Source organism: Pseudomonas sp. JQ36 (genome assembly GCF_053851495.1).
Map to the genome: position 1 here is coordinate 1,507,257 of NZ_CM132642.1, position 22,622 is coordinate 1,529,878.

29 protein-coding genes are annotated in these 22,622 nt (G+C 58.9%); 26 read left to right on the forward strand and 3 right to left on the reverse strand.

What is annotated here, in order from left to right:
- The first annotated feature begins 10 nt into the window (after positions 1-10).
- From ACS4NR_RS06745 to ACS4NR_RS06855, 23 genes are all read left to right on the forward strand, one after another.
- Complete coding sequence (locus tag ACS4NR_RS06745; protein WP_456019478.1) at positions 11-619, forward strand: hypothetical protein; 609 nt, start codon at positions 11-13, stop codon at positions 617-619.
- Between the two features lie 78 nt (positions 620-697).
- Entirely contained in the window at positions 698-1,435 is a 738-nt protein-coding gene (locus ACS4NR_RS06750; protein ID WP_456020364.1) for a hypothetical protein, read from the forward strand.
- A gap of 3 nt (positions 1,436-1,438) precedes the next feature.
- The gene (locus ACS4NR_RS06755; RefSeq protein ID WP_103485001.1) at positions 1,439-2,416 is read left to right on the forward strand and encodes a major capsid protein; all 978 of its coding nucleotides are present in this window, start codon (positions 1,439-1,441) and stop codon (positions 2,414-2,416) included.
- A 55-nt stretch (positions 2,417-2,471) separates the two neighbouring features.
- On the forward strand, positions 2,472-2,777 hold the full coding sequence (locus tag ACS4NR_RS06760; protein ID WP_456019479.1) for a HeH/LEM domain-containing protein: 306 nt from the start codon (positions 2,472-2,474) through the stop codon (positions 2,775-2,777).
- Between the two features lie 10 nt (positions 2,778-2,787).
- On the forward strand, positions 2,788-3,165 hold the full coding sequence (locus tag ACS4NR_RS06765) for a hypothetical protein (RefSeq protein WP_456019480.1): 378 nt from the start codon (positions 2,788-2,790) through the stop codon (positions 3,163-3,165).
- A 2-nt stretch (positions 3,166-3,167) separates the two neighbouring features.
- The gene (locus ACS4NR_RS06770; protein WP_456019481.1) at positions 3,168-3,557 is read left to right on the forward strand and encodes a hypothetical protein; all 390 of its coding nucleotides are present in this window, start codon (positions 3,168-3,170) and stop codon (positions 3,555-3,557) included.
- A gap of 1 nt (position 3,558) precedes the next feature.
- Positions 3,559-4,212: a hypothetical protein gene (locus tag ACS4NR_RS06775; protein ID WP_456019482.1), complete on the forward strand. Its 654-nt coding sequence runs from the start codon at positions 3,559-3,561 to the stop codon at positions 4,210-4,212.
- A complete protein-coding gene (locus tag ACS4NR_RS06780) occupies positions 4,209-4,625 on the forward strand; it encodes a phage tail terminator-like protein (RefSeq protein ID WP_456019483.1) in 417 nt (138 codons plus the stop codon). The genes ACS4NR_RS06775 and ACS4NR_RS06780 overlap by 4 nt, the downstream gene beginning before the upstream one ends.
- A 44-nt stretch (positions 4,626-4,669) precedes the next feature.
- Positions 4,670-4,933 carry a hypothetical protein gene (locus ACS4NR_RS06785; protein WP_256584874.1) on the forward strand — a complete coding sequence of 88 codons (264 nt, stop codon included), beginning with the start codon at positions 4,670-4,672 and terminating at the stop codon, positions 4,931-4,933.
- A gap of 82 nt (positions 4,934-5,015) precedes the next feature.
- The gene (locus tag ACS4NR_RS06790) at positions 5,016-5,672 is read left to right on the forward strand and encodes a phage tail protein (protein WP_456019484.1); all 657 of its coding nucleotides are present in this window, start codon (positions 5,016-5,018) and stop codon (positions 5,670-5,672) included.
- Positions 5,673-5,681: 9 nt separating this feature from the next.
- Positions 5,682-6,062: a phage tail assembly chaperone gene (locus ACS4NR_RS06795; RefSeq protein ID WP_456019485.1), complete on the forward strand. Its 381-nt coding sequence runs from the start codon at positions 5,682-5,684 to the stop codon at positions 6,060-6,062.
- 14 nt (positions 6,063-6,076) lie between these two features.
- On the forward strand, positions 6,077-6,379 hold the full coding sequence (locus ACS4NR_RS06800) for a DUF1799 domain-containing protein (protein ID WP_456020365.1): 303 nt from the start codon (positions 6,077-6,079) through the stop codon (positions 6,377-6,379).
- Positions 6,376-9,705 carry a phage tail tape measure protein gene (locus tag ACS4NR_RS06805; RefSeq protein ID WP_456019486.1) on the forward strand — a complete coding sequence of 1,110 codons (3,330 nt, stop codon included), beginning with the start codon at positions 6,376-6,378 and terminating at the stop codon, positions 9,703-9,705. Before ACS4NR_RS06800 ends, ACS4NR_RS06805 begins: the two co-directional genes overlap by 4 nt.
- The gene (locus ACS4NR_RS06810; protein ID WP_456019487.1) at positions 9,705-10,043 is read left to right on the forward strand and encodes a phage tail protein; all 339 of its coding nucleotides are present in this window, start codon (positions 9,705-9,707) and stop codon (positions 10,041-10,043) included. Before ACS4NR_RS06805 ends, ACS4NR_RS06810 begins: the two co-directional genes overlap by 1 nt.
- A 9-nt stretch (positions 10,044-10,052) precedes the next feature.
- A complete protein-coding gene (locus ACS4NR_RS06815; RefSeq protein ID WP_456019488.1) occupies positions 10,053-10,802 on the forward strand; it encodes a phage minor tail protein L in 750 nt (249 codons plus the stop codon).
- Between the two features lies 1 nt (position 10,803).
- Positions 10,804-11,559, forward strand: a complete 756-nt coding sequence (locus tag ACS4NR_RS06820; RefSeq protein WP_456019489.1) for a C40 family peptidase — start codon at positions 10,804-10,806, stop codon at positions 11,557-11,559.
- A gap of 32 nt (positions 11,560-11,591) precedes the next feature.
- Complete coding sequence (locus ACS4NR_RS06825; RefSeq protein WP_456019490.1) at positions 11,592-11,933, forward strand: hypothetical protein; 342 nt, start codon at positions 11,592-11,594, stop codon at positions 11,931-11,933.
- Between the two features lie 63 nt (positions 11,934-11,996).
- Positions 11,997-12,563, forward strand: a complete 567-nt coding sequence (locus ACS4NR_RS06830; protein ID WP_456020366.1) for a tail assembly protein — start codon at positions 11,997-11,999, stop codon at positions 12,561-12,563.
- 55 nt (positions 12,564-12,618) lie between these two features.
- Positions 12,619-12,822, forward strand: a complete 204-nt coding sequence (locus tag ACS4NR_RS06835; RefSeq protein ID WP_456019491.1) for a hypothetical protein — start codon at positions 12,619-12,621, stop codon at positions 12,820-12,822.
- Between the two features lie 60 nt (positions 12,823-12,882).
- Positions 12,883-16,350: a host specificity protein J gene (locus ACS4NR_RS06840; RefSeq protein ID WP_456019492.1), complete on the forward strand. Its 3,468-nt coding sequence runs from the start codon at positions 12,883-12,885 to the stop codon at positions 16,348-16,350.
- 319 nt (positions 16,351-16,669) lie between these two features.
- On the forward strand, positions 16,670-17,335 hold the full coding sequence (locus tag ACS4NR_RS06845; protein ID WP_456019493.1) for a hypothetical protein: 666 nt from the start codon (positions 16,670-16,672) through the stop codon (positions 17,333-17,335).
- A 42-nt stretch (positions 17,336-17,377) separates the two neighbouring features.
- Positions 17,378-18,043 carry a hypothetical protein gene (locus ACS4NR_RS06850; RefSeq protein ID WP_456019494.1) on the forward strand — a complete coding sequence of 222 codons (666 nt, stop codon included), beginning with the start codon at positions 17,378-17,380 and terminating at the stop codon, positions 18,041-18,043.
- On the forward strand, positions 18,043-18,453 hold the full coding sequence (locus ACS4NR_RS06855) for a tail fiber assembly protein (protein ID WP_456019495.1): 411 nt from the start codon (positions 18,043-18,045) through the stop codon (positions 18,451-18,453). Before ACS4NR_RS06850 ends, ACS4NR_RS06855 begins: the two co-directional genes overlap by 1 nt.
- Before the next feature lie 135 nt (positions 18,454-18,588).
- Here the strand turns inward: ACS4NR_RS06855 and ACS4NR_RS06860 are convergent, their stop codons facing one another.
- Complete coding sequence (locus ACS4NR_RS06860; protein WP_456019496.1) at positions 18,589-19,818, reverse strand: acyltransferase family protein; 1,230 nt, start codon at positions 19,816-19,818, stop codon at positions 18,589-18,591.
- A 48-nt stretch (positions 19,819-19,866) separates the two neighbouring features.
- Between ACS4NR_RS06860 and ACS4NR_RS06865 the strand changes: the two genes are divergently transcribed.
- Complete coding sequence (locus tag ACS4NR_RS06865; protein WP_456019497.1) at positions 19,867-20,415, forward strand: glycoside hydrolase family 19 protein; 549 nt, start codon at positions 19,867-19,869, stop codon at positions 20,413-20,415.
- On the forward strand, positions 20,415-20,933 hold the full coding sequence (locus ACS4NR_RS06870) for a lysis system i-spanin subunit Rz (protein WP_456020367.1): 519 nt from the start codon (positions 20,415-20,417) through the stop codon (positions 20,931-20,933). Before ACS4NR_RS06865 ends, ACS4NR_RS06870 begins: the two co-directional genes overlap by 1 nt.
- A 28-nt stretch (positions 20,934-20,961) precedes the next feature.
- Here ACS4NR_RS06870 and ACS4NR_RS06875 read toward each other — a convergent pair whose 3' ends face one another.
- Entirely contained in the window at positions 20,962-21,369 is a 408-nt protein-coding gene (locus ACS4NR_RS06875; RefSeq protein ID WP_456019498.1) for a hypothetical protein, read from the reverse strand.
- Positions 21,370-21,690: 321 nt separating this feature from the next.
- On the opposite strand from ACS4NR_RS06875, the gene ACS4NR_RS06880 reads away from it, so the two are divergent.
- Positions 21,691-21,921 carry a hypothetical protein gene (locus ACS4NR_RS06880; RefSeq protein WP_456019499.1) on the forward strand — a complete coding sequence of 77 codons (231 nt, stop codon included), beginning with the start codon at positions 21,691-21,693 and terminating at the stop codon, positions 21,919-21,921.
- A gap of 1 nt (position 21,922) precedes the next feature.
- On the opposite strand, the gene ACS4NR_RS06885 is transcribed toward ACS4NR_RS06880, so the two are convergent.
- Positions 21,923-22,603 (reverse strand): SOS response-associated peptidase family protein, encoded by a 681-nt coding sequence (locus ACS4NR_RS06885; protein WP_456019500.1) that lies wholly within the window; start codon positions 22,601-22,603, stop codon positions 21,923-21,925.
- Between the last annotated feature and the right edge of the window lie 19 nt (positions 22,604-22,622).

Genomic DNA, 22,622 nt, shown 5'->3' on the forward strand with positions numbered 1-22,622 from the left:
AGGAGCTTCTATGAACATTACGTTTATCCTAATCGCTGTTATTGCCTGTGTTGTTTCCGTTGTCTTAGGTTTGACAGCGGGAATTAATTTAAACCCAAGCTCGACCGTCAAGTATGTGTGGGTATGGGGCAGTGCTGGCGATTGGGTGTCCGGGGTTGGTGCACTCATCGCAGTCCTATCTACTCTATATCTCCATAAACGAAACGAGGCGCAGCAGGCTGTAGCGCGAAAAGACGAAATAACAATCGAACAGGGTGCATCCAGTAGCTACGCACTCATGAGATTCACATCTCATGGACACTTCACCTCTAAGGTCAGAGGTGTTCTGCTTGCCAAAAGTGACGGTGTCTCTATTTCACTCTTCGGCCATGATTTGACTGGTACCGAGCCGAAGCTTCCTCAATATCTAGGATTCAAAGACGATTTCCAACTGGAATGGCATGTTAGTAAGATGCGGCCCTTACTCATGGCAATCAATACCCTCCAATGCACAAGCATTGATGATTTAAGCGTTGAGGTACTTACATCAGTTGATGCTTTTGTATTTCCTTTAGACATCAAAGTGAAAGCTCTTTTGAGAGAAGTTGCTGCATTTGAGCAGATACGAATAGAAAATTAATTGAAATTAAATAACCCGGCATCGCCGGGTTTTTTTATGTCCGTAAAACGGGCTTACCAAACCCAAGGGGTGCACCAAGTGGCAGACGAAAACCAGATTGATCTTGAAGACCCGGCAGTTCAGACCGCCATTGCTGCAGCTGTCGAGGCTGCGACCCTGGGCCTCAAGAACAAAAACACCGAGCTGCTTGGCTCGCTCCGGACCACTAAAACAGAGCTGGAAGGCTTTAAGGGCCAGTTCGAAGGCCTGGACATCGCAGCCGTAAAAGGGCTCTTGACCAAAGTTGGACAGGATGAAGAGACCAAGCTGATTGCCGAGGGCAAGCTGGACGAGGTCATCACCCGCCGAACCGAACGCCTGCGCACCGACTACGACACCAAGCTGGCCGCCGAGAAAGCCCGTGCCGACAAGGCCGAGCAGTTCGCTGCCAAATACAGCGACAAGGTGCTGGCTGATTCAATCCGCGCCGCTGCCATCAAGGCCGGAGCGCTCCCTGAGGCTACCGAGGACATCATCCTGCGCGCCCGGGGCACTTTCAAACTCAGTGAAGACGGCGAGGCGATTGCCACCGACCGTGACGGCGAGGTCGTTTACGGGAAGGACGGAAAGACCCCGCTGTCGCCGCTCGAATGGGCGGAATCTCTGCGTGAAACAGCAACACACCTGTGGCCAAGGGCTCAGGGTGCCGGGCAGACCGGCGACAACGGTGGCAAGGCCACGAAAAAGTGGGGTGAGTACACCGAGCAGGAGCGCGCCGCGCTGGCCCGGGATAACCCCGACGCATTCAAAAAACTCCAGGCCACCAAAGGAACTTAATCCATGGCAACTACCCAACTGACCGACATCTTCGTCGGCGATTACTACGCCTCGCTGGCACCGGTTAACAGCCCGGAAAAGACTGCTGTTTACGAGTCGGGCATTGTGACTCGCTCGCCTGTGCTGGATGCGATCGCTTCCGGCAGCCAAGGTACCGCCGAGATCAGCTACTGGCAGGATCTCAACGCCGATGAAGCCCCGAACATCAGCAACGATGACCCGAACGACCAGGGTGAGGTAGGCAAGGTCGAGCAGGACAGCATGCGTGCTCGCGTCCTGTACCTCAACAAAGGCTACGGCGTAACGGATTTGACTGCGGAGCTGGCCAACACCGAGCCACAGCAGCAGATCCGCAACCGCTTCGGCACCTACTGGACCCGCCAGTGGCAGCGCTACACCTTGGGCGCCGCTCGCGGCATCATCGCCTCGAACATCGCCAATAACGGCGGTGACATGGTTATCGACGCGGGCGCGACTATCAACGCCAATGCCTTCCAAGACGCCGCGTTCACTGCGGGCGATGCGGCTGATCAGTTCGGCGCGATCGGCGTGCACTCGGTCGTGATGAACCAGATGGTCAAGCAAGACCTGATCGAGTACCTGCGTGACTCCGACGGCAAAATCATCCTGGCCACCTATCTGGGTAAACCGGTGTTCATGGATGACGGTCTGGTCTATGGCGCTGGCAAATACCTGTCCGTGTTCTTCGGCCAGGGCGCTTTCGGCTACGGCGAAGGTGCCCCGAAGGTGCCAGTCGAGCTCGAACGTAAGCCAGGCGGCGGCAACGGTGGCGGTGCTGAAGTGCTGTGGGAGCGGAAGACCTACATCCTCCAGCCTGCTGGTTTCAGCTGGAAAGGTTCTGAAGCCCAGAACGCCAGCCCGACCGCGACCCAGTACGCCGCCGCAGCCAATTGGCAGCGCGTGTTCAGCCGCAAGCAGGTTCCATTCGCCGCCGTGATCAGCGGTACCACCACGCCTTAATTCGGCCCACACAACCTGGCGCCCGTATGGCGTCAGGATACTTTTGAGGTGACTTATGAAAGTGATCTACACGGACAAGCCGGGCAAAGAGCGCGGCGTGTGCTACCGCCTGCTGAGCGAATTCTTCGGTGTCATCGGCTCCGCTACCGAGGTGGTCGTCGATGGCGATGCCCCGGATATCGTCGATGCCTACCAAGCGGCTGGCATCAAGGTATCCGACGGCAATGAGCAGGAAACCCCGGAAACTGACCCTCTGAAAATGAAGGTTCCCCAACTGAAAGAATGGCTGACTGAGAAGGGCATCACCTTCGATCCGACCGCCAAGAAAGAAGACCTGCAGGCCTTGGTGCCGGCGGAATAAGGACAAGCACATGACTGACTTTATCACCGTAGCCGATGTTGACGCTCAGCTCGGTCCTGGCTGGGCCGGCACCGGTGATCCGGTCCTTGCCGTGACCATGGCCAATGCCTGGCTCACGACCAAGATTAAGCGGGCTGTTCCAGATCCCGTTCCGACTGAGATCAAAACAGCCGGCGCTCAGGTCGCCAAAGAGGCGGCGACGGGCAAGCTGTACACGTCCACGCAGAAGGAAGTGCAGAGCAAGACCGTATCGGCTCAGCCCGGCACGTCGGTGAGCAAGACCTACGTGGCGGGCTCTACCGATCAGTCAGCGGGTGTGAACTTCGCACTGGCGCTGCTCGATCCTTGGATCAAGCGCTCCGGCGTAATGATGCTCAAGAGGACCTGATCATGGGCATGCGTGAAGAGATACAGGCCGAAATGGCGGAAGCGTTCGATGATCCTGATGGCCTTGCCGACGCGGTGAAGCCAGTGACAGGTGTCCGCAAGGTTGTTGGCGAGTATGACCCTGACCTCGGCGGCGCGCCTGAGGTGACCACCACCTACGGCGGTCGTGGAGTATTTGGCAGCTACCTGGCCAAAGAAATCGACGGTTCCTTGATCCAGAAGACCGACGAAAAGCTGCTAGTACTGCAGAACGAGCTTTTCATCACCGTGATTGGAGAGCCAACAGCAGAGGCTGCCACTCCAAAAATTGGCGACATCATTGGCGGCAAGCGCGCGCTCAACGTCGCCCAGGATCCTGCAGGTGCCACTTGGACCATTCAGTTGAGGGTCTGACGTGAGTAAATACACAGGCTTCAACGGCAGCTTTGCCGAGAGCATCCATCAGTTTGCCGAGCAGGTTCAGGCCGGGATCAACGCCACCTTCCGCGAAATCGTGATCGAGATTGGCAGTAGCGTCATCCGGATGTCTCCGGTGGGCAACCCCGAGATCTGGGCTGCGAACGTGGCGCATCGCGCTACCAACACCCGCGCTGCCGATGACTACGATTTCAAGGTCGCCGTGCGCAACACCCTCATCAATCTCGATGAGAGTAATTTCACCAAGGCCGGGAAGCTGAAGCGCGGCGTGAAGTACGCCAAGCCGCTGACAAAGACCGAGCGCGACCAGAACTTCAGCGTGAATGGACTGGTTGCTGGCAAGGATTACGTCGGGGGCCGATTCCGCGGTAACTGGCAATTCTCGATTGGAACGCCGGCTGAAGGTGAGCTTGATCAGGTCGATCCGGCCGGCGGCGTCACGCTGGCGAAGCTCAGGCTTCAGGTCGAGCAGCTGACCATCGGGCAAACGGCGTACATCGTGAACAACCTGCCATATGCGGTACCGCTCGAGTACGGCCATTCGAAACAGGCACCGGGCGGAATGGTGCGCATCACGCTCGCACGGTTCCAGCAGATCGTCGACGAAGCCATCAGGAACAATCAGGTATGAGCCACAACACTATTGCCTCGATCTATGAGGCCAAGTTGATCGCCTGGGCGAAGGCCTTGCCGACACCGCTCAAGGTTGTGGTGGAGAACGAGGCATACACGCCAGTGGACGGCGCTACCTACCTGAAGGCGTTCACGCTGCCGGGCGATACCACGAGCAGCACGCTTGCCGGAGACCACAAGCTGTACACCGGCGTGTTCCAGGTCAGCATCGTGACGCCGTCCGGCAAGTACCGCGGTGCCGCCGGCACGCTGGCCGACCAGATCGCCGCGCTGTTTCCGCTGTACGAGCGAACCACGAAGGGCGTGCTGACCGTGGTGACCATGACACCGGTCGAGCAGGGCCCCGGCATTTCTGGCGACACAATCTACACAGTACCGGTGTCGTTCATGTACCGAGCCGATACCGACTGATCTGCTGAGGTAGAATTCCATCATCAACTCTTAAGAGCGGACTGATGATGGATGAAAATCGGAAGCAACGGCTTCAATACCTCAGCGAATTGGTGGATGCCCACTGCTATCGAAACCGTGAGGAAATTGGCGGGAGCGACCGGTGCCTATGTACTGGGTGCGGCGCATGGCTGATGCCGGCCGAAATCATCAAATGGTACGAAGAACTGCATGCTTGTTGTCCACACTGCGGACTCACCGGCGTGGTTGTCGGTTCGAAGTCCGGCATACCGCTGGATGAAGTGCGTAGCAATATGAAGCTTGAGTAGCACTATCTAATCCGCCCATTGGGCAAACCCAGAACCCGCCATCGAGCGGGTTTTGTCATTTCTGGAAGAGAGGAAAAACCTCATGGCCGGCATTCAAATGCCCAACGGCGCAACGTTCGAAATTGCTTCCGCCTATGGCGCTGCAATCCCATTCACTGCCCTGACCAATGCCAACCCGGCAGTGGCGACCGCGGCAGCGCACGGACTGGCCGAGGGCGACATCGTCGCCGTCAACTCCGGTTGGACCCGCCTGGACGGCCGCGCCGTGCAAGTCGGCGAGATTGCCAGCGGCACCTTTGCGCTCGATGGCGTGAACACCACGAACATTCAGCAATATCCGGCCGGCTCGGGCGTCGGTGCCGCCCGCGAGGTGACGACCTTCACCGAGATCTCGAAAATCACCGAGCTCGGGTCGAGCGGCGGCGACCAGCAATTTCTGACGTTCGGCTTCCTGGCTGACGATGACGACCGCCAGATGCCGACCACCAAGAATCCGATCACTCTGACCATCACGGTCGCCGACGATCCGTCGCAGCCCTATGTCGATGTATGCGAGGCCGCGGACGACGACAAACAGGCCCGCGTTCTGCGCCTGAACCTGCCGGGCGGTAGCCGGATCATCTACAACGGCTACGTTTCGATCACTTCGACCCCGACCATGTCGCGCAACAACCTGATGACCCGCGTTATCAGCATCGCGCTGACCGGCCGCCCAACCCGTTACAGCGCCTCGGCGTAAGGAAGGAACATGGCAAAGTTCACACTCGCCCGGAATCCAACCTTCAACCATGTCGTCATGCTGCCAACGGTTGGTGGTGACCCGGTCAGCGTTGAGTTCGAATTCAAATATCGCGATCGCACCGAACTGGCTGGGCTCTACGCGGAGTGGGGTGAGCGTCACAAGGCGCTCAAGGAGAAAGCGGAAGAGGCTGGCATTGAGCAGTTCACGGCTTTACTGATTGATCTGCAGGTCGAGCAGCTGAAGGCGATCGTCGCCGGCTGGGATATCGCTGAAGAGTTCACCGACGAAAATCTGCGCGTCTTGGTCAGTTCCATTGCCGCCACGCCGGGCGCGGTGCTGGCCGCTTATTCCGATGCGTTCAGCAAGGCGCGCCTGGGAAACTCCTAAGCGTCTCCCGCAAGCTGTACGAGCCGGGGCCGTCAGCCGAATCGCTGGCGGCCTTCGGCCTTTCTCTTCGTGACATACCCGATGAGATCTGTGAGGTCTGGCCTGATGTCTGGCAGGCCTTCAAGGTCTTCGAGGCGATGGGCACCCAGTGGCGTACAGGCGCGTGCGGCGCTACCGGACTCGATTACACGTCAATTCGCCATGTCGCCGGATTCCTCGGGCTTTCCCGGTCGGAGGTCGCCTATGTCTTTCCAGATATCCGCGTCATGGAAGCCGAAGCCCTGCGGGTGATGGCGGAACAGAGGGACAGTAAATGAGCACCACCTTCGCGTCCCTCGGTATCGAGGTGAACTCCTCGTCGGCATCCAAGGCGGCTGACGATCTCGACAAGCTGGTCGACTCGGCAGTTGATGCCGAAAAGGCGATTGATGATCTCGGTAAGTCTGGCGAGGACCTGGCCAACACTGGCAAGAAGATCAGCCAGGCCGAGAACGAGGCTGCTCAGGGCATCGACAAGGCTACGGGCGCCAAAGAGCGCCAGGTCGATGCCAGCCGCAAGGCAGGTGCCAGCGCGGCCAGTGAAATCGCAATCATCAGCCAGCTCGACAAGGCGATGTCCGGCAACATTGGCAGCATGGAGCAACTGATCCAGGCTGAAGGCTTGCTGGAACGCGCTCGCAAGGGCGGTCTCGTCACCATCGAGCAGCAGGAGTCCTATCAGGATCGGCTTGGCAAGGCGTATGAGCGGATCGAGAAAGCCGAATCCAAGGAGATGGCGCAGAAGCAGCGGCTGATCGACGCTGAAAACCGTCAGATCGAAGCGTTGAAGCGCACTGTCAACGGCATCGACCCGGTCACTGCGAAGTTGGCAAAGCTGGAGGCGCAGGAGAAAGCGCTCAACGATCTGTACAAGGCCGGCCAGATCGACGCGACTCGTTACGGTGAGGCGCTGGCGAAGATCGGCAAAGACCGTGACGGCCTGACCGCGACAGAAACTGCATTCGACAAGCTGAAGCTCGGCACCCGCCAGGCGCAAGAAAACGTGATGCAGCTGACCAATGCCCTGCAGTCTGGGGATTGGGGGAGTGGTGCGCGGGCTGTCGCTCAGTTGGGCGCTGGTGCCGGCGCGTCTGCCAAGAGCCTGGCCGCAGCGCTGATTCCCGCCGGATTGCTGGCCGGTGTCCTCGGCGCGCTGGGTTATGCCTACTTCGACGCACAGAAGCAGGCCCGCGAGTTCAACGTCGCCATCAACGGCGGATCGAATGATGCCGGTCAGAGCATAGCCAGCCTCAAGTTGATGGCCGAAACCGCCGGGGCGATCACTGAGAACTTTGCAGGCGCTCGCGAGGCGGTGATCGCACTGGCTTCCGGTGCCGCTACCAGCGGCGTCCAAATGCAGAACCTGGCTCAGGCCGCGGCAGCAATTGGTGAGGTGACAGGGAAGGGCGCTGGAGACCTCGCCAAGTCGCTCGCGAATGCCGGCGACACCGCTACAGAAGCGGCGGAGAAGATCAGCGACCAGTATGGGCTACTCACCTACGAACAGTACCAGACGATCAAGGCGATTGATGATCAGGGCGACCATCAGCGAGCGCTTGACACCCTCAGTGAAGATCTAAATCAGTCCGCCCAGGAGCGCCTGAAGAGCTACCGAGAATCGCTGTCCGATATCGAACGCGATTGGGATCGAGTGAAGGCGGCTATCAAGGGCGCCTACGCTGAAGTCAGGTCAGAGATTTTCCCTGACCTGGCAAAGCAGATCGAGATCACCCAGCGCGTGCTGGAAACCCGGAAAGGGGGTGGGGTTACAGGAGCGATTTCAAACGGGCTGAGCTCGCTCAATTCCTTTCTGGGGTTGAACGACGGTGAGAACGACGACTCGACGCCGGCACTGGAGTCCAAGCTTGCGGGGCTGAAGGCGCGTCTGTCGGCGAGCGAAAGCAATGCTGCCGCGACCGGCGAGGAGATGCGGGCGAACAAGGAGTTGATCGCTGTCCAGAAGGAACTGGACAAGCAGATGGATAACCTGAACCCGCTCGCGAAGCGTAAGGATGCGTACAAGAAGCTCGATGACCAGTTCACCAAGCTCTATCAGAACGCGGAGAAGACTGGCCAAAAGTCGCCGCTACTGGATGGTGTTCAGTTTGACGGGAAGAAATTTTCCGGTGGCGCCTACGACCAGTTGCGCAAGTCAATCGACGAGCAGAATAAGGATTCCAAAACAGCCCCAGGGAGCGTCGATCTATCCGGCTTCAATGACTCGAAAAATGCGCTCAATACCGTGCTCGCCGAGTACAAGAATGCTCAGAAGGAACTGGATGCTTCGCAAAAGGCTGGACTGATTTCGCAGGCTGACTACCTGCAAGCGCGTGAAGCCATGATCAGCAACGAGCGCGACGAGGTCACTGCAGCTTATGAGGCTGAGATCGCCGCACTGGAAGCGGCGAAGAGCAAAGCCGGAACATCGGCCGCGCAGCGCATCCAGCTTGACCAGAAAATCGCCGACGCCCGGGCCGCCATGGTCAAGGTGCAGCAGGATGCTGACACCGAACTGAGCGTCCTGGCGAAGAACGAAGAGGGCCGGCTGAAGAAGCAGACCGAGGCCGTCAACACCTATAGCAGCGCGCTGCAGCAACAAGTCAAAACTCTGCGTGAGCAAGGCCAGCGTGCAGCGGCGGGCATCGGCCTGGGAGATCGCCAGCGCGATCTGATGAGCCAGCAGAACGGCATCGACGATCGCTTCAATCAGCAGAAGCTGGATCTGGCGAACCAGTACGGCGATGGCTCGCGCGGCATGAGCCTTGACGAGTACACGCAGAAGCTGGCGGCGCTGAAGGCAACCCAGCAGGACCTGCACGACACGGTTCAAGCCAACTACGACGAGATGACGGCAGCCCAGAGCGACTGGAGTGCCGGAGCCTCGTCGGCATGGCAGAACTATCTGGAGTCCGCACAGAATGCGGCGGGGCAGACGAAAAGCCTGCTCACTAATGCATTCAGCTCGGCAGAGGACGCAGTAGCCAGTTTCGCCATCAACGGCAAATTCTCGTTTTCTGACTTCACCAAATCGGTGTTGGCGGATATGGCGAAGATCGCCACTCGGCAGGCTACTTCTCAAGGACTCAGCGCTCTGTTCGGTATTGCTGCATCAGCAGCTGGCTCCTACTTCGGTGGCGGCGGCGGGAATGGATTGGCCGCTGGATCTGCCGGTGCCGTGTCTTCAGATCTCGGAGCATCGCAGGCCGGCTACACAGGGTTTGATCTCTCCGGATATCGGGCTGCTGGCGGGCCTGTTGCGCCGAACTCTCTGTACGAAGTCAACGAACTGGGACCGGAGCTCTACAACGAGGGCGGCCGGTCGTTCCTGATGACCGGTGCCAACGGCGGCAGCGTCACGCCGTTGACCACCGGCGGCGGGCCTGCTCTGGCCGCAATGTCCGGCGGTGGCGGCAACACGTACAACTTTCCGGTAGCGGTCTCGGTGCAGACTTCTGGGAGCGACGGGGTGGGTGTTTCGCAAGAGACAACCAACCAACTTGGCAAGAGCATCCAGCAGGCTGCGAAAACCGAAGCGGAAACTGCGATTGCCCGAGCGCTGCAGCCGGGCGGTTCGATCTGGCGCCTGACAAATGGGAGGGCCTGATGGCCATCGAGAAATTCAACTGGCCGACCGAGCGCGGGGAAACACCCGATATTAACTATCGGGTGCGCACCTCGAAATTCGGCAACGGCTACGCGCAGAACGTCGGCGACGGCCCGAACAACAAAGAGGACTCCTACCCGGTTACCTGCGTCGGCCAAAAGGCCACGGTGCTGGAGATCATGAAGTTCCTCGACCGGCACGCCGGCGCGAAAGCGTTTCTCTGGACAACGCCGCTCGGCGAGCTCGGGCTTTTCACCTGCAAAAATCCCGCTCCCACACCAATGGGCGGCGGGGTCTTCAAACTCACAGCCACTTTCGAGCGGGCATTCCAACCATAAGGGGCAATCATGCCGCTGATCAGTGACATCCAGGTGCTTGAGCCTGGCAGCGAAGTGCTGCTCTTTGAATTGGACGGTACGGACTATGGCGCGGACGTTCTGCGCTTTCACGGGCACGCGATACCGCACACGGCGGCCGAGTTGATCGCCGCCGGCGACAACGCGGACCAGCTGCCGGCGAAGGCGATCTACTGGCAGGGCAACGAGTACAGCGCCTGGCCGATGCAGATCGACGGCATTGAGGCGAACGGTGACGGCACGGCGGTTCGGCCGACATTGTCGGTGGGCAACGTCAACGGGCGCATCACCGCGCTCTGTCTGGCTTTCGAGGATCTGCTCGAGTTCAAGCTGACCATGCGTCATACGCTGGGCACCTACCTCGACGCGGCGAACTTCCCGGTCGGCAATCCGACGGCAGACCCAACCCAAGAGACGATTGAGGTCTGGTACATCGACCAGAAGACGAACGAGGACGGGGAAAACGTCAGTTGGGAGCTGGCCAGCCCGGGCGACGTCGGCAGCGAGTCGATTGGGCGGCAGGCCACAACGTTGTGCCACTGGTGCCTCACCGGCGGCTACCGAGGGCCGAACTGTGGCTACACCGGCCCGTACGTAAGCAAGGACGGAATCGTCACTGATAACCCCGAACTGGATGAATGCGATGCCACGCTGGGAAAGGGCTGTATCCCGCGCTTCGGCGAAGGAAACCCGCTGCCGTTCGGTGGCTTCCCGGCCGTCTCGCTGATCGCACGGAGCTGATATGCGTAAACACATTTTGAATGCGATCCAGGCGCACGCGGCTGCCGAGTACCCGAAAGAGTGCTGCGGGCTGCTGCTGGGCATCGGTCGCAAACAACAGTATTACCCGTGCCGCAATGTTTCGACCGAGCCGAACGAGGAGTTTCGCATCGACCCGGAGGAGTACGCCCAAGCCGAAGATATCGGCGAAGTAATCGGCGTAGTTCATTCGCATCCGGACGCCACCAGCCGGCCTTCGCCGCGCGATCTCGCTATGTGCGAAGCGACTGCATTGCCCTGGCACATCCTGAGCTGGCCCGAAGGCGATCTTCGGACGGTCATGCCGGCCGGTGAGGTGCCGCTGCTCAAACGGCCTTTCGTCCACGGCGCATGGGACTGCTGGCAGGTCTGCGCGGACTGGTACAAGCGTGAATGGGGACTGGAGTTCGAAGCTTTCAAGCGCGCCGATGGCTGGTGGGAGAGCAAGGAAAACGCCAGCCTGTACGAGGCGAACTACGAGGCCGCCGGGTTCTACCGGGTCGATCAGCCGCAGCGCGGCGACATGATCGTGATGGAAGTGGGGCGCACCGTGTACCCAAACCACGCCGGGATTTTTCTCGGCGCTGACCCGGCGCTGCCAGGGGAGGATGCGGCGACGTTCGGCCCCGGGCCGTTCCTGCTGCACCATCTGTACGGCAGGCCCTCCGAGGTCATCGTTTTCGGCGGACCGTGGGGTGAGCGCACGCGCCTGGTGCTGCGCCACAAGTACGCACGGTGATATCGTGAGCCATTTCCACAGGAGTGACCTGCATGAAATTGATCGTAGGAGCGTTGGCTGTAGCGCTGTTGGCGGGGTGTTCCTCTCCATCGGACCTCATGTCTGAGGCGCCGACAATTACCGTTTCTTCTGCAAAAACACCGAAAGCCTTCGCGCTCTGTGTTTTTCCTGCGTGGCAAGAGCACAACTCAAATGCCAGCATGAGCGAAACGACTACCGGTTACCGCCTGGTCAGCGGTTTTGCCCAGCAGACAGATGATGTGCTGGACATCAGCAATGCCAAAGCTGGGAGCGTGGCGAAGCTCTATCAGCGGGTCGCATGGTCGCAAATCGGGCGTGGATCCTTGCGAGACTCAATTCAAAAATGCAAATGAATACAAGACCGCCGAAAGGCGGTTTTTTGTGAAAGGAGAACAATTGTGGCCGTCATTACCGGCATGACAACCATCAAGCTATCGGGCTCTCTTGCGCAGAAGTTTGGCAGGTCTCACGCCAAGAAGATCGATTCAGGCACATCCCGCGAAGTGTTCAAGGCCATGAGCTGCACTATCGAAGGCTTCGAGGCGGAAATCAAAAGGCTTGCCGCTCTGGGTATGCGCTTTGCAGTTTTTCGAAATCGGGTGAACGTTGGCGAAGCTGAATTGGATCTTGGTGGGACCAGAGAGATTCGAATAGTGCCGGTTGTCGAGGGGAGCAAGCGCGCAGGTGTTCTGCAAACTGTCGTTGGTGTTGTGCTCTTGGCAATTTCCTACGCGCTTCCCTTCACTGCGCCCTATTTGACACCCGCCGGTATTGGCCTTATCGCGGGCGGCGTAATTCAAATGCTCAGCCCCCAAGCCTCCGGGCTGAAACAGAGCGCATCCCCCGAAAACGCCCCGTCCTACGCCTTCGGCAGCGCCAAGAACACCACGGCCAGCGGCAATCCGGTACCGATCTGCATCGGCGAGCGCCGTTGGGGCGGAATGATCATCTCGGCCTCGATCCTGGCTGAAGACAAAGCGTAATTTTTTTGAGGCGTACGCTAGGATATGCTCAAGAAAATTTCACGGAGTTGATCACATGGCTTTCGGCGTGCGGCTTGTTGCGGCAGACGGTGAGGAACTACAGATGCCGGGCTGGTCGTTGAACTTGGAAACTAATCCTCCTTGCGTGTTTAAGGGCAGTCGAAAAATAGACCTGCCGTGGAAAGGCCTTGAGGTAAAGGTCACCAACGAGGAGCTTGCTGAAATCCGCCGGCAATTTGAGCTCGCCGAATCGCCATAAAAATTATCGGATTTACGAGAACCCGCCATTGAGCGGGTTTTTTTATGCCTGGAGGAAAGCATGGGCGCAGCAGCACAGATCGATATCAGTGGCGAGAAGGGCGGCAGCAGCAAGCCGAAGTCGCCGGTCGAAGCCAGCGATAGCCTGCGCTCGACCAACCTTGCGAAATTGCTGATCGCCGTGGGCGAGGGCGAGTTCGACAGCGTCCCGACCGATTACGACATCTACCTGGACAACACGCCGATCCGCGATGCCAGCGGCAACTACAACTTCCCGAACGTGAAGTGGGACTGGCGCCCGGGCTCGGTGGATCAGGCCTACATCCCGGGCATCCCGTCCGTGGAGAACGAGACCTCGCTGAACATTGAGCTGCGCAGCGATTCGCCGTGGGTGCGCTCGATCAGCAATACCCAGTTGTCGGCGGTACGGATGCGCCTCGCTTGGCCGGCGCTGCAACGGTCAGACGACGAAGGCAACGTTGGCGGTTACCGGATCGAGTACGCCATCGACGTGGCCACCGACGGCGGCGCCTATCAGCAGGTTCTTGTGGACGCTGTCGACGGAAAGACCACTACGCGCTACGAGCGCTCGCGCCGCATTGACCTGCCGACCGCCACCACGGGCTGGCAGATCCGCGTGCGCCGCCTGACGCCGAACCAGAACAGCAATAAGGTTGCCGACACAATGCTGGTGGCCGGCTACACCGAAGTCATCGACGCCAAGCTGCGGTACCCAAACACCGCGCTGCTCTACATCGAGTTCGACGCCGAGCAGTTCACCAACATCCCGGCGGTGACCGTGAAGTGCAAGGCGCGGCGCTGGATGGTGCCGAGCAACTACGACCCGATTCAGCGCACCTACACCGGGACATGGGATGGCTCGATGAAGTCGGCCTGGACCAACAACCCGGCGTGGATCACCTACGGCATCTGCACCGAAGACCGTTTCGGCCTGGGCAAGCGCATCAAGCCGTTCATGGTCGACAAGTGGGAGCTGTACCGGATCGCCCAGTACTGCGACCAACTGGTGCCGGATGGCCTCAACGGTCAGGAGCCGCGCTTCCTCTGTGACATGAACCTGCAGGGCAAGGCTGACGCCTGGTCGCTGCTGCGCGATATCTCGGCAATTTATCGGGGCATGACCTACTGGGCGCAGGGCCAACTAGTGATGCAGGCCGACATGCCGCGGGCGCAGGACTTCGACTACGTCTTCACCCGGGCCAACGTGATCGACGGCAAGTTTTCGTACGGCAGCGCCTCGGCGAAAACCCGGTACACCCGGGCGCTGGTCAGCTACGACAACCCGGCGAACAACTACGACACCGACGTCATACCGTTCGCTGACCTGGACCTTCAGCGCCGCTACGGCGACCGGCCGACCGAGCTGAGTGCCATTGGCTGCACCCGCGCCTCCGAGGCCCAGCGCCGTGGCAAGTGGGCGATCTTGAGCAACAACCAAGACCGCACCGTATCGTTCAAGACCGGTATGGAAGGCGTTATCCCGCTGCCGGGCCACATCATTCCGGTGGCGGACTCACTGCTGGCCGGGCGGGAGGTCGGCGGGCGAATCTCGTCAGCGGCTGGCCGCGTTGTCACGCTCGATCGCGACACCCAAGCCAAGGCCGGTGATCGATTGATCATCAACCTTCCGGGCGGCCGCGCCGAAGGGCGCACCGTGCAGAGCGTCAACGGCCGTGCCGTGACCGTCACGGTCGCCTACAGCGAGCCGCCGGCCGCGCAACTGCAGTGGGCGCTCGACGCTGACGACCTGGCAATTCCGCTGTACCGCGTGTTGCGCACCAAGCGTACCACCGAGGGCGACTTCGAGATCAGCGCGCTGCAGTTCGAGCCGAGCAAATTCGCTCACATCGATACCGGTGCGCGCCTGGAAGAGCGGCCGATCAGCGTGATTCCGATCACCGTTGTTCCGGCTCCGGCGAGCGTGTCCCTCGCATCGACGTCGTCGGTGGTGCAGGGCTTGTCCGTGGCGACCATGACCATCAGTTGGCCTGCCGTGGATGGCGCGGTCGGGTATGACGTTGAATGGCGCAAGGACAGCGGCAACTGGATCAAGCTGCAGCGCACCGGCATGACCAACGTGGACGTGGTCGGTATTTATGCCGGCGCCTACGTGGCCCGAGTCCGCGCGGTGAGTGCGTTCGACATCTCGTCGCAATGGCGTAACTCGATCCTGACCAACCTCAGCGGAAAGCAGGGGTTGCCGCCGGCGCTGTCGTACTTGACGGCCACACCGCTGCTGTTCGGTATCTATCTAAAGTGGGGATTCCCTGCTGGTGCGGAGGACAGCCAACGAACTGAAATCTGGTACGGGCCGACCACCGAACTGGATGCCGCGACCAAGCTGACCGACTTGGCTTATCCGCAGAGTGACTTCTCCATGCTCGGCCTGCGCGCAGGCGTGACGTTCTACTTCTGGGGTCGGATCGTCGACAAGATCGGCAACATCGGGCCGTGGTACCCGATTGGAATAGGTGTGCAGGGGCAGTCCAGCGCGAACGCTGGTGACATTCTGGAAATGATCGCCGGAGAGATCGGTCGCACTGAGCTGGGCCAGGACATCCTAGACGAGATCGATAAGATTCCCGGTCTTCAGGAGCAGATCGACAACATCGCCGACGCGCTCGAGTACGACCCTGAGTCAACTTACCTGAAAGGGGAAACGGTGCGAGTGGGGCGACGCTTGTATCAGGCAGCGCAGACAGTTCCAGTCAACACTCCACCGCCGAACCCTACCTTCTGGGATGACATTGGCCAGGTCTTGGAGGAGGCCAATGCACTGGCCGCTCAGGTCTCGAAAAACACGCTGGATATCGAGCATCAGGGCGATCAGTTGATCGCTCAGGCGTCGAAGCTCGACGGTGTGTATGTGCAGGTGAATCCCGCGCTCGCGGGCGACACAGGCGGGTACGCGGGTTCAGATCAGGTCTACGCCGGGGTGTGGTCCGAGCAGTCGGCGCGGTTTGAGGACGGCATTGCCACGGCCAAGAAATTCGAAACGGTCGAGGCTCAGGTAAACCAGACCAACGCGGTCGTTCAAACCACCAGCCAGGCTGTGGCCACTTTGGACGGCAAGGCCTCGACCATGTGGTCGGTGAAGATGCAGGTCACGGCGGGCGGGCAGTACGTCGCCGCTGGCATTGGCCTGGGCATCGAGAACACCGGCGCCGGCCTGCAGAGCCAATTCCTGGTCAGCGCTGATCGCTTCGCCATCGTCAACACCATCGCCGGTGGCGCGATCTCTGTGCCGTTTGCGGTGCAGGGCGGTCAGGTGTTCATGAACTCCGCCTTCATCCAGGACGGCAGCATCACCATGCTGAAGATTGGTCAGTACCTGCAATCGGACAACTACATCGCGAACGTACAAGGCTGGAGGCTCGATAAGGCCGGCAATCTTGAGTTCAACGGACCGGCACCGGGTGGCGGGCGACTGACAATGACCAACCGGGCGATCAAGGTGTACGACTCGAACGGCGTGAAACGTGTGCAACTGGGAGATCTCGACGCATGAGCCATGGACTAAGGATCTGGGGTGGCGATGGGACTCTCCAATTCAACACGGATACGGCGACTTGGCGAATCGTCCTGTCCTCTCTGGTGTCATTCGCGGGCGCAGCAGGAAAGAGCACTCAGCAATTCTCTGCGCCCGGATGTAACGCAAATAACGCTGTCGCAATGGTTCTCCCAATAGGCGCAGCAGCTGCAGATGATCGTCAGCTGGAAACTGAAGTATTAGATGGCGTTGTCAATGTCAGGAACTACATCAACGGGTACGCGGGGGCGATGTTTTCCCACAGCACCATGCGATTGATCGTTATGAGGTGGTACTGATGCCCGGATTTGGTCTTTCGGTTGTAAATGATGCTGGAGTGATCAGTATCGACTCGGAGTACTCCAGGCTGTGCGTTCTCCAGATTGGGACCTACTCAGGCGGCGCCGGCAGCGCGACGATCAGCTTCAATCCTGTAATTACCACGCAAGAGCCGCCGCTGGTATTCCTCAGACCTAACAACAACGGAGGCTTGGTCACAATTGGGTGCAGCATCCTCGGTTCTGCTGGGAATTGGACAGGCATCAATATCACTGGCCCAACCAACTATGCCCCGAACGGCAAATACTTTATCGGCGGGTTTGCACCAACTCCAACCGCTTCGTTCGGGCTTCGATTGTGGGATGGGGCCTCAAAGCTCCTGTTCGACAGCGGAAAGCAGGCCGCGGTGTTCACTCGGTTTTATCAGAATTGGACGTATGTGAAGTCGACCCAGGACGCGCAAGGCTTCTACACGAACTGGTATTCATCACCGTTCAGCACTTCGGCTGATGAGTATTTGATGATCAACAACGCAGGGATGCGGATGTTGTCCGGCGACAACGTGGGAAGGGGAACAGGGATCACCTACGACTTCGCCGCCTCTCAGCTCTGGTTCACCACTTCTGCGCTGAACAACCCGTTCAGCTTTTCACTGCCTGCTGTCTTCGCCAAGCCCATCGCCTAGCAGTTTCAACTATGTCGACGTCGCTTCATAACGGGAAAAACCATGTCAAAACAGACGATTAACCTCGGCACTGTGCCTACGGGGGCGGGCGGCGATACGCCGCGCAGCGCCTTCCTCAAGACCCAGTCGAACTTCGACGAGCTGTACGCAAAGTTTGATGGTAGCGCCGATCCCTGGGCGCTCCAGCCCATTGGCGTGCCCATCCCGGTCTACGACCATTATGGCGGCGCGGCGCCGCCCACCGGCAATGCCTACCGCTACATCAAGCTCACTGCCTCGGATTCGTACAACGCCGGGTTGCTGACGGGGGAGTCCGTTTCCGGCTCGGCCCCGCTGGTTGTGGCGACGGCAACACTGTCCTTGGCTGGGAGCCCGATCAATGGCGCGTTCATCAGCCTGATCAACACCGAGCGCCGGGTGATTCGTGCGGGCGCGTCAGGCACTGCTGAGCAAGATGCGCTGCAGGGCCACGGTCATCGACAGACTGTCGGCACCCCCGGTGCTATCGCGGACAGCGGCGCCACGGGTGTGGGTTATGACGCCGGTGCCAGCAGCAACGGTTTTGGAATTCGTTCCTCGACGGGCACAACCGGTAACGACCTGGCCATCGGTGTGCCCATCATCAACGGTGCCAACGGTTCACCGAGGGTTTCGACTGAAACTCGGGCGAAGTCCATTGGCGCAACCTTTTACATGAGGGTCAAATAATGCCGTACGCCATTGACGGGCAGATCAGCCAGGACCCACTGGTTGGCGGGATTGAAATTTCGGACGCGCAGTACGCCGCAGCGATTGAGGGGATGGTGGCCGGCTTGGTCGTGACCATTAGCGGAGGATTCAACGTTGGACCAGCCGTTGAAGAGTCGCCAATCGAGCCTGCACCAGTGGACCCAGTTGCCGTGGCGGTGGCTGAGTGCGCGCGCCGCCGCGCAATTGCTGACTATGCAATCCCGCCGTTGCAGGACGCAGTCGACATCGACGACGCAACGACCGCTGACATTGCTCTGCTGAAGGCCTGGAAGAAATACCGCGTTGAGCTGAACCGCCTACCTGACCAGGCAGGGTGGCCTGACAGCATCAACTGGCCCGTTGCCCCGCCTGAGGAAAATTCCCCATGAACCCGCAACCCTTTCTTGAGCGGGATTTTGCCTGGAGAACGCCTATGTACATCACTCAGCAGCTGCTGCAGATCCTACCGAGAGGTTAGGGTTTCCGGTCTAATCTCGATTCTTTCTGCCTATTTTGCTCCACTACTACGGCTGGAGCGGGACGACTGGAGCACGCTTTAACCTTTCTATGGATAATCGAGCACCATAAATTCTCAACGGTGTTTCGATCAGTCGATAGGAAAATTCTGAGATCATTATTGTCGCCGTCATGGCGGCTATAAGCGCCATAAGCGTGGAGCCCTTGCTTTGTAGTTCGGATATTTCCAGCTGCAGTATCAGCTCTCTTGTAATGGCGAACACAGGGTTGTGAATAAGGTATATAGAATAGGATCTTGAGCCAATGTACATAGCGGCTGCGTGGAGCTTTCCTTGTCTTCCAAGCAAGCTGAGATTTGCGGAAGCCAACAGAATTAATGAAGTGGCAGAAATCGAAACAAGTCCCATGTAGTAAGGTGACCAGCTGGTCTTTGAAAGTAGGACGGGAAGTGGTAGCAATATAACCATCAAGATGGTCAAAGAGCTTTTTCGTCTCCCAATAAAGAAATTGCGTATTTGATCTGGATAGTATTGCCATAATATGGCGATCGTCACTCCGTACAACAAGGCGTCACTGCGAGTGAACCACCATATAGTGCCCCAAGGTCTGATAGTGAGCGTCTGATAGAGCGCGAAAGCCAGAATCGGAGCAATTAAGAATCTCTTATCTTTGACAAAGTACAGTGTTGCCGGAAGCAATAAGTAAAATTGCTCTTCAAGTGAGAGACTCCAATAATGCCAAATCGGTGTAGGGTGTTCTGCGTTTCCGATCATCCAAATGTGGATATTCTCAATGTTGAGAATTCCGTAAATCCATGATTGCAGTACTAAGTCTTGAGGCCCGAAAGTTCTCGCAACATCAAACGATTCAGATATGAAGAGGGTTACGGTGGCCCATAGAATTGCTGCTGGCCACAAGCGGAATGCGCGTTTTACAAGAAATGAAGATGCATAGCGTACGAACCCAATGCTCTGTGAACTTCTCATTAATGTTCCGGCAATTAAGAAGCCGGATATACAAAAGAAAAGGTCTACTCCGCCTCCGAGCCAGAAGTACGCGGTTACCCCATACCATTGAGGGATCAGAATGTTGAGGTGCGCAATAACTGTGATAGCGATGGCATAGGCACGCAGAACCTCGATGTCAGTGTTTTTGTTATCGATTGGTACGTGCGTCATCTTGCTTTTGCGCTCTTGCTGGAAAAAAGGAGCCGATTCTACAACTGAAAATACAGTCTGTGTGGACTGGTCTGTGTGACCTACCGTTTTCTGATCCAAACCGAATACCCGCCATCGAGCGGGATTTTTTTTGCCTGGAGAACACCCATGCCCATTACTCAGCAGCAGTTGCTGCAGATCCTCCCGAACGCCGGCACCAAAGCCGGCGTTTTTGTACCCGCCCTGAACACGGCGATGCAGCAGTACCAGATTGTCGGCAACAAGCGCGTTGCGGCGTTCATCGCCCAGATTGGCCACGAATCCGGCCAACTGGTCTATGTGCGCGAGATCTGGGGGCCGACCGCCGCCCAGCGCGGTTATGAGGGGCGCAAAGACCTGGGCAATGTCGTCGCCGGCGATGGCTTCAAGTACCGCGGCCGCGGGCTGATTCAGGTCACCGGCCGGGCGAACTACGCAGCGTGCGGCGAGGCCCTGGACCTGGACCTAATCAGCCACCCGGAACTGCTGGAGCTGCCGCAGCATGCCGCGATGTCGGCGGCCTGGTTCTGGGGGATCAACGGCTTGAACACCCTGGCTGATGTCGGCGATAACGCGAACATCGGCAGCATCATCAACACCGGCCGGCGCGGACGGGTGCCAAACGGAGCCGCTGAGCGCGCGGCGTTCTACGAAAAAGCGCTGAAGGTGCTGGCGTGATTGCCGTGCCGTGGCGAGTGATCGGCGCGCTGGCGCTGGTGCTGATCGGTGCCGGCAGCGCCTGGCAGTTCCAGGACTGGCGCTACGGGAAGCAGTTGGCCGAGCAAGCCCAGCAGCACGCCGACGCCATCAGCCAACTGAACCAGGCAGCCGCGACCGCCCAGCAGGCCGAGCAGGACAAGCGCCTGGCCCTGGAACATCGGCTGGCGGCTAGCGAGAAAACCCACTTCGAGAAGATGACCCATGCACAAAAAGACCAGGCTCTGCTGCGCGATCGCCTTGCTACCGCTGATCTGCGGTTGTCAGTCCTCCTCGACGCAACAGACGTTGCCAAGGGCTGCCGTGTGCCAGCCACCGCCGGCGCCAGCGGCGTGGATCATGCAGCCGTACGAGCCCGACTTGACCCGGCGCATGCTCAACGAATTGTCGCCATCACCGACGATGGCGACCGGGGGCTGATCGCGCTGCAGGCGTGCCAGGCCTACATACGGGCGCTCGAACCGAAGAATTCTGAATAGGTTCGAGGGCCTTTCCAGAATGCGCGGATCAGCTGCTGATTGTCTCCCGCATGCTCGCCGTTTTAGAAGGCTGGCCAGCAAGCTTTTCATCGAAGAGATGAGGTGGTTCGTCGTTGGTGAGGCTTGGGCGCTCCTCGCGCCTGCGTTTCTTTGCACGAAGCATCAGCAGCGCAGGAAAGAAAATGACGAGCCCAATCGGCCAAGCGATGATGGAGCAGGTGATTATCAGGCTGTGGGAAAGCCTGTCCCCGTGATTGAGCGCAAAAAAATCCAATACTCGATCCAGCACTGGATTGCGTGGAACTGGAGATGAATCATCGTTGGCCCAGCTTCGGTAAGCATGAACTCCCTGGCTGCACACGCCGAGCAACAATGCTCCAATCCAGGCGAACAACAAGTCCAAGCTGATAATCGAGATCATGTGCATAACATCCATGTTAAATACCTGCAGTAGATATAGGGAGCATTTGTAACTATTTTGTAACACACCACGATTTTTTGTGCGCTTCCGGTGGTCGGATGGCACAACAAAAATTACTTCGCTGAGTTTCAGTCGGGCCCACTGGTCGGTACGCTGAGGGCAAGGCGCTGGAGTTGCTGTTCCGGGATGGCTCAACCATCATATTTCGAACCTTTGTATTCGGTGCACATGGACACGCAGCTACTTGGTTACTCAATCGTGATGACGATTATCTGGGTTGCAGTCGTCCTTTCTGTCATTTATTGGATGTCGTAGTGAAGGTAATAGGTGGCTCACGTGGAAGGTGTGGTGCTGAGCGAGAAGATGCAGCGGGAGGCGGACCGGCTGCTGGCGCAGATTGTCCGGGCTGATTCGATGATCATCGCGGTGAAGGCGGGCGCGCGGGCGGATGGCTTCGTGCTGGGGCTGGAAACCGGCGGGGCTTTGCGTTCCGGAGATGCTGAAAGGCTGTACATCATTTTCGAAGCCGCCCTGGTCGAGCGCCTGAAAACGCTGACGCAGGTTTGAGTCATTTGATCGGCTTGATCAGGTCGGGGCCCTGATTCCGGACGTTCCCCACGGCCCGGTCAACCTTGTACCACTCGAACACCTCTGTCGGCTCGCCCTGGTGCAGCACCATTTGCTCGGCGCGCTCTTTCGGCGTGGCCGGGTCCAGCCATTCCCGAGCCAGCTCCGGTGACAGTGCTACCGGCCGCCGGTCGTGGATATCGACCATGCCCCCGGCGCTGTCGGCTGTGATGATCACGAAGCCATCATGCTCGCCTGGGCCGTGCTCCTCGTTCGGGTATTGGCCGATGGCAGCACACAGAATCGGGGAGCCGTCCCGGTGCCGGATCAGGTAGGGCTGCTTTTTCGGCCCACCTTCGTCGACCCACTCGAACCAGTTGTTGATGGCGATGATCGCCCGGTGCGGCCAGATGGCACGGAAGAACGGGCCGTGGGCCACTTTCTCCACTCGAGCGTTGATCGGCGCGGCGCGATCCTTCGCCCAGTGTGGGCGCCATCCCCAGCGAACCATGTCGGCGTGCAGGACCTGTCCTTCCTGGTGGAAGAGGGCGAGTTGAGCGGTCGGCGCGGCGTTATAACGCTCGAATGGCTGCTCTCCGATCGTGTTGATCAGGGCATTCGGCATGCTCAGCGCCGCCACGAAGTCGTGAATGCCGCTGTACTGGGTTAGTCGTCCACACATTGCCCGTTCCTCGCATGGT